The sequence below is a fragment of the Runella sp. R5_40 genome, assembly GCF_057652295.1.
In genome coordinates, this window is record NZ_JBYFCH010000036.1 from 50,106 (window position 1) to 57,447 (window position 7,342).

Below are 7,342 nucleotides of genomic sequence, written 5' to 3' on the forward strand. Positions count from 1 at the left end.
TAATTTTTATGCCCTGATAGTCAAAGGCTTAAACGTATTTTACACACTTATACCGCTTTAAATGCTAATTATCAGTATTTTGTGGTATTGAGTGTGAAGTTGACATTTATAATTCTTTGATTTTCAATTATTTTACTAATAATAACCCATTAGTTTTTTTATAAAAAATCCTTGCAAAGATACTTTTTTATCCTAAATTTGTGACGAAACTGAATCAGAATCCATCAAAATAACGTTTTATAGGTAGCAGGGACTGATTTCTAACTGAACATAAAACATTTTGAACACCATGAAAACCCTTCGTTCACTCACCCTTTTATCGGCGCTTGGCCTGATGGGATTGTGGAGTTGCAGCTCCAAACAATATGCCACCCAAGATGATGCCGAATACGATGATTTGTACGGAAATTCGTCGAGCGCAGCCGTAGCAATGGCCAGTCGCTCAACCGAACAAGCCGCTGACAATCGTAACCTCAATCCTGACTATTATGCAGGCCAGGGTTCTACTAACAATAACAACAGCCAAGAGGATTACTATGACGAATCTTACTTGAGCTCACGCGGCATTGCCCGTAACCTTGGCCCTAATGCAGGCTACAATGCAGGTTTTTCGGATGGCTACAGCTCTGCCTACAACAATCTCAATTGGGGCAATTACTGGAATACGCCTTGGCGTAGTGGGTTCAATACCTGGAATAGATGGAATTCACCCATGATGTTTGGATTAGGCTATGGTCTTGGCAATTGGGGATATAATAGTTTTTATAGCCCTTATGGCTGGAACAGTTTTGGCTCGGCCTATGCTTGGAACGATCCATTCTATTCACCTTGGGGAAATTCGTACGGCTGGAACTCATTCAACTCACCTTGGGGATATTCTCCTTGGGGTTACTCACCTTATTATGGATACGGAAACTCATTCTATGGTGGGGGTAGCTACTGGAATAACAATACTTGGTACAACGGCCCAACCAACAATATCCAAATTGTAGATGTTCGTCGTCGTCCGGGTACTGATTACTACAACCGCGTTGATCGTTCATCTAACGCTTACAACAACAATAGCAACAACAGCGCACGCTACACTAACCAAGGCCGCCGTCAGGGATATGACCCGACAGACCGCACTGGAAGCTACAACAGCAACTCATCGTCGTCAGGCGACTCCTACTATTCTCGCCCACGTGGAGGCTCGAATCGCTCATACGATGGCTATAGTTCTAACGCAGGTGGACGCACTAGCAGTGGTTCGTATTCGTCAGGAAACACTGGTACAAATTCTTATTCGTCAGGTACACGTGGTGGTGCCACCCGTAGCTATGGTGAAGCGAGCAGCAGTGGCAGTAGCCAACGCTCATCGTACAACAGCAATTCCAACAATTATTCAAACAATAATAGCTGGAACAACAGCAACAGCAGTCGTCAGAGCAGCTGGAACGACAGCGGAGCGTCTCGTAGTAGCAGCTCTAGTAGCTGGAGTAGCGGTAGCTCATCTAGTGGAAGCTCATCATCGTCGAGCAGTGGCTCAAGCGGTTCGTCAAGTTCGGGTTCACGCGGTCCACGCTAGTCATTAAACACGCGTTTTTTTTAACATAGAATCCTCTATTTTCAAGAATGTATTTACATTTGTTGAAATACTCAAACCTCGCTATTCACATCAGTAGCGAGGTTTTTTATGAATTATAAATGTACTTTTAACAATTTTTTTCTTCCTGCCATGAAAAACCGCCCAATCGTATGGGGAATCTTGCTAGGGTTAGCAGTTTCTTCCCACACCCACGCCCAAAGTCGCTTATACGCTAACACTGCCATGCAGTTGTCTGACCTCACTCAAAACGGCACCGCTCGTTTTCAAGGAGTAGGAGGAAACCACGCATCACTAGGTGGCGACGCCAGCAACATTTTTGGCAACCCTGCAGGGATTGCTTTTTTCAACCGCTCCGAAATTAGCCTTAGTCCTACTTTTTATAACATTAGCAACGAAGCTTCTTATATTGGAAATACTCGGAGTGACCAAAAGTTAAATCCAAATCTCTCGCAGTTCTCGCTTATTTTGGCAGGAAACCCACAAAGCTATAACCGCGAGTGGCGTCGTACCTCGTTTGGAATTAGCTATTCTCGCCAAGTGAATGCTAATAACATGATTACGTATGGAGGAACCAATAATCGCAGCTCTATGATCGACAATATCGCCGAGCTGGCTACGGGCCTTTCAGTCAAAACCCTCGAAGATGAATACAACAATAGCCGCCCATTCTCGATTGAATCTGCGTTTTATAATTTATACCAAATAGATGCATTATCGGACAATGGCCCTTACCGTCGGCCTATTCCACTATCGAGAGCATCGTTTGAACAAAGCGGCAACGTCGAAGTTTCGGGCGGCTCCTCACAGTGGACTTTTGCGTATGCTGGCAACTATGCCGACAAGCTTTATTTGGGTGTTTCGGGCGGTTTTTCTCGTCATACCTTCATCCGTAGAAACAACTACACCGAGCGCTTTGTCAACGGAGGCGCATTTAGGGGATTGGACTACCGCGAGGATGTAAATATCTCAGGAAGCGGCCTTTTTATTTCAGCAGGGGTGATTTATAAACCGAACGCTATGCTACAACTTGGTGCTTCTATCCACAGCCCAACGTTTAGCAACCTCCAAATGACCTATCAGGAAGAAGTTGGTATTGACATCCTGAACAACCGCGTCCCCGTGTTTGACGCCAACGGCAACCCCGTTACAAACGCGCAAGGACAGCAAGCCTTTGACCAAATTGTAACGACTCGGGTCAACCTTGAGCCTTACGACTTTGAGTATAAAATGCGCACTCCTTTGCGAGCAAATGGAGGAATTACCATTTTTATTGGCAAAAAAGGATTTATCACAGGTAGCGCCGAGTACGTGGGTTACAAAGGAATGGGTATTAGCACAGCCGATGATAACCAATTCAAAACGAACAACAAGCGCCTGATTCAATCATCCTACAACAACGTCGTCAATCTGCGAGTAGGAGGCGAAGCTCGTCTGGATAAATTTAGAGTGCGGGCGGGAGCAGGCTTTTTGCCCAATGCCTACAGTCAAAATTATAACGTAGAAGGCAGCCTTGACCGTTCTAAAATTCAATTATCAGGCGGACTCGGTTATCGTACCGAGCGTTTTTATGTTGATTTGGCAGGTACTTATTTACAGACAAAGGATGCGTATTCGCCTTATCAACTCAGCGACCCGTCCAATTATTTCTCTGCCAAACTTAACGTTACATCGCTTAATTTTACAGGAACAGTGGGGTTGTTTTTCTAATAACCAAGCCCGTTTTTCTTTAAGAAAATATTTTTATAAGAAGCAAAAAAGGAGCAGTATTTCTATTGCTCCTTTTTTTGTGAGTTGTCCTTCGTAGTTTCTTATTTTTCAGGCAGTTACTTTTGTCGGTATTTTTCAAATTTCTATCCGTTTCGTTAAGCACCTACTCACCTCAAAATGACTACCATTCTAACCAGTAAAAACATTCGTTATCGCATCCTTAGGGCTTATTTTTTCTCTGTTGTTATTCTATTTTTTATCTGGCTTATCGGTCGAGTTGTCACCTCAGAATTTATACAAGAAATAAGATTAGACAATCAACTGTATTATCATGTTAACCATCAGCTTACCCATTCCGCTATTTTAAAAGAACAACTGCACCACATAGCCGCTTTTCCTAGTGTTACTCCCGCTATCAACCAACAATTTCAAGCCAAAGTAAGACCATTTTATATCAATCATCAAGCATTGGTAAATTCGTACGAACAACAAGATGCGTACTTAGGTACTCAAATGGAAAAGTACCTACAAAATAGTATTCCGAAAGCCATTCAAGTTTACCAAAAAATTGATAGACAATTAAAAATAGCTGCACAGGGTAACTGGGGCGACAAAAAAAACATCTCCGAAATTTTAAACTACATTGACCTCTACGAAAGCGAGCTACATGCTATTGTCCATAACTATTTCGAGGACATGGAAAGCGATTTCAGTGTGTTGGATATTTGGATCAACTTTGCACTTACGAGCATTCTTTCCTTGGTTGGTATCATCATTGCATTTAAAATTGTCAAGCCCTCTTTTACCTATTTAAATCAGTATTTACTTCAAAATTTACAAAGCCAACGCGAGGTCAACAAAGTCAATCTTGAATTGAGAAGGGTCAATGAAAATCTAAAAACTACCCAACAACTCCTCGAAACCGAGCAAAAACGCTCCATGCAAGCCTTACAAGACAAATTAACCCTTGTGCTTGAGCAGGAAAAATACTTAATCAAAGGTCAAGAAGAAGAACGAAAACGCATAGCGCACGAACTACACGATAGCATTGGCCAAATGCTCGCAGGAATAAAGTATGGATTGGAAAGCTTAAAGGGTTCATTACCGTCTATAAATACGTGCAATCAGTTTAGAGGGATTCTTCAACTTACCAATAAAACGATTGAAGAAACAAGACGTATTTTGATGGGGTTGCTCCCATCCACCCTCGAAACTTTTGGAATTTTGGGTGCTGTACAATCATTGATTGACGACCTTCAAGCGCAGCATCCCAACGTACATTTTCAGTTTTTTCAACCCAACACTCCCATTCCTCCACTTTCAGATTGGGTTTCATTGGGAATTTTCCGAATTGTTCAAGAAGCCCTAAACAATGCCCTTAAACATGCTTTGGCAAAAGAAATCCTCGTTGAAATAGAAATTGAGCAAGGAGCACTTACCGTGCGTATTGTAGATGATGGCTCAGGGTTTGATTTAAAGAAAATTTGTCGAATGAGCCAATCGAAATTTGGCATTGAGAATATGCGGCAGAGGTGCCAGTTACTTTCTGGCGAATTTCATCTTGAATCTATCATCAACCAAGGTACAGAAATCAAAGCAACAGTTCCGCTACTGAATTAATAAGTTTATAGACATACATCTGCATTCCACCCGAGAATGTAGCATTTTTTGGCAAATCCACAGAATTATGTTTAATATTGGCGTTAAACTAATACCATAGACTGTACATTTGACATTGGTGATGAATATTAAAATTGTTGTAGCAGACGACCACGAAGTTGTACGGAAAGGTATTATTTCGCTTTTAAGTCAAGAAACAGATTTGGTCGTTATTGGAGAAGCAAAAAACGAGCAAGAAATCTGGGAATCAGTCAATGATAAACAACCTGACATTTTACTGCTTGACTTATTTTTTGACCATCAACCTTTGGGATTGCACATCATCCCCCAATTGTTGGCTAAATTCCCGCAGCTCCGCATAATCATTTTTTCTATTTTTAATGACGATAAATACGTATTAGACTGCATTCAACAAGGGGCTACCTCTTACATTGTCAAAAATGCAGACCGACAAGATATTATTCGTTCTATTCGATGTGCTTACGCCCGAACGGCTTTTTTTACCCCAGAAATTGCCACCATTATTCAAAAAGCCCTGATTCAATATCGCCCCGTCAACACTCAGCCACTCTCCAGTACACCATCTGTCTATCCTTTACATCTTCTGTCTGAGAAAGAAAAAGCCATTTTAAAATTAATCAGTGAAGGCAATAGTAGCAGAGATATCGCCGAACAGCTAGGGCTCAGTATTTATACGGTGAATAATCATCGCATCAATATGATTAAAAAAACCCAAGTCAAAAATAGCACAGAGCTAGTTCGGGTTGCACAAGAAGCAGGCAAGCTCTGATTACTCGACAGAGCTACTTCGACATTTATTTTCTCTTCTTTTTTTATTATTTGTAAACTTTATTTTACAGAAATAAGCTCTATTTTCTGCCTTTAAAAACTAAATCTGGTATAACTATGCCTGTGAAATAGCTATACTATCTTGTCTATTTATTTTCAAAAATAGGATAAAACCAAAAGTATTATCCAAAAAACATATACCACTCCCTCGATTTAAAGGCAAAATATACGATACAGCAGAACACAAAAATAGCTATTATTAACTACTTTATTCGCTTGCATTTAGTTATTTTTATTATAATTATTGCAGCAAAATCCCCATTCTATCTAATGAATATACCAATCAATCAATTACCAGAATCAGAACTACCAGTAACATTTGAAGAGGCAACTCTGTTTAAAATCCCCACCCAATACTTGCCAAAATTGACGGCAATGATGGAAGCAGAGCTTCTACCCTATCAAATCATTTCGCAAAACACTCCCAAGAACTTACAACAAGCGATTGAAAAACTTACCCCCAATAAATTGGCGGTTTTAGGGCAATTAGCCAATGGCAAAGGATACGATGAGATTGCCCGAGAAATGAATGTGTCGGTCAACACCATCCGATTTCGAATCAAACAAATTTACAAAGCCTTAAATGTCAACAACAAAGTGGACGCTTCTCGCTTGTATTTGGCATACAAAAGCACCAAAATCTAACTACACTCTTATGAACACCAGTTTAGATGCCGTGCAAGTCATCATTAGTACGGTTGATTCCAAAATGGATTTGCTTCCAGTCCACCCTGGCTATTGTAATGTTTATTTTTGTTCAACCAAAATACAGCTTGAGCAATTGGACATCAGTATCGTTACCGATCATCTGTTTATTAATTTCCCTTCTGATAGTTGGCAAATTTCACCCCTGAATGCTCCTGCCAACATCATTACGCTGTCTATGCCTATTTCTATATTTGAAGCATTAATAGCCCCCCAAATAGCGTATGTGAACAACCAAGAGAGTGTGGTGATTCTTCCAACACCAGCCCCTTCAAAAACAATCCAGTATATTTTAGGATTGGTCTTAAAACCAAACGGTATAGCCCTGCAGAGCCTTAGGGAGAACAAGTGTAAATTAGTAGAAGCCCTGATAAAGGCCCTATCTGAACAATATGTACTCCCAAGTATATCAACGTCAACTGGCTCTCTGACCGCTGCACCTCCTTTGCGAGGGTTATCCATAATGACCTTAATGGATTTCATTTATGAAAACTACATACTCAACCACAACAACCAGCAGGTACCCAACGCATCGGAAATAGCAAAGAAAATGCGAATAAGTCCCGCGCTATTTAGGGTAGAGTTCAAGAAAGCGTACGGAAAAACGCTTTATCAGGCTTACCTCGACAAAAAAATGGAGTATGCCAAAACCTTACTAGCGCAAGGGCTCAAAGCCATTGAGGTGTCGCGCATTACTGGATACTCCTCTCCCATCAAATTCAGCAAGCAGTTTCAGAAACACTTTAATACAACACCGTATCAATACAAAAAAATGGCTTACCAGCCTTAAAAGACTGGGATCAAAACCAAAATTTGTGGAGCAACTTGGATTAAGCATATAACTGCGTTAGCCGATAAAGGAAAAATTCCACA

The 7,342-nt window shown here is 40.9% G+C and carries 6 protein-coding genes; all 6 read left to right on the forward strand.

Annotation, left to right across the window (positions count from 1 at the left end):
• The first annotated feature begins 289 nt into the window (after positions 1-289).
• The 6 genes from AC23N5_RS30070 to AC23N5_RS30095 all read left to right on the forward strand — a co-directional run bounded on the left by AC23N5_RS30070 (position 290) and on the right by AC23N5_RS30095 (position 7,259).
• The gene (locus AC23N5_RS30070) at positions 290-1,567 is read left to right on the forward strand and encodes a hypothetical protein (RefSeq protein WP_487758352.1); all 1,278 of its coding nucleotides are present in this window, start codon (positions 290-292) and stop codon (positions 1,565-1,567) included.
• Between the two features lie 150 nt (positions 1,568-1,717).
• The gene (locus AC23N5_RS30075; protein ID WP_487758353.1) at positions 1,718-3,295 is read left to right on the forward strand and encodes an OmpP1/FadL family transporter; all 1,578 of its coding nucleotides are present in this window, start codon (positions 1,718-1,720) and stop codon (positions 3,293-3,295) included.
• A 177-nt stretch (positions 3,296-3,472) separates the two neighbouring features.
• On the forward strand, positions 3,473-4,915 hold the full coding sequence (locus AC23N5_RS30080; RefSeq protein WP_487758354.1) for a sensor histidine kinase: 1,443 nt from the start codon (positions 3,473-3,475) through the stop codon (positions 4,913-4,915).
• A gap of 121 nt (positions 4,916-5,036) precedes the next feature.
• The gene (locus tag AC23N5_RS30085; protein WP_487758355.1) at positions 5,037-5,705 is read left to right on the forward strand and encodes a response regulator; all 669 of its coding nucleotides are present in this window, start codon (positions 5,037-5,039) and stop codon (positions 5,703-5,705) included.
• A gap of 329 nt (positions 5,706-6,034) precedes the next feature.
• Positions 6,035-6,409, forward strand: a complete 375-nt coding sequence (locus AC23N5_RS30090) for a helix-turn-helix transcriptional regulator (RefSeq protein WP_487758356.1) — start codon at positions 6,035-6,037, stop codon at positions 6,407-6,409.
• Between the two features lie 10 nt (positions 6,410-6,419).
• The gene (locus AC23N5_RS30095; protein WP_183971206.1) at positions 6,420-7,259 is read left to right on the forward strand and encodes a helix-turn-helix transcriptional regulator; all 840 of its coding nucleotides are present in this window, start codon (positions 6,420-6,422) and stop codon (positions 7,257-7,259) included.
• Positions 7,260-7,342 lie beyond the last annotated feature (83 nt).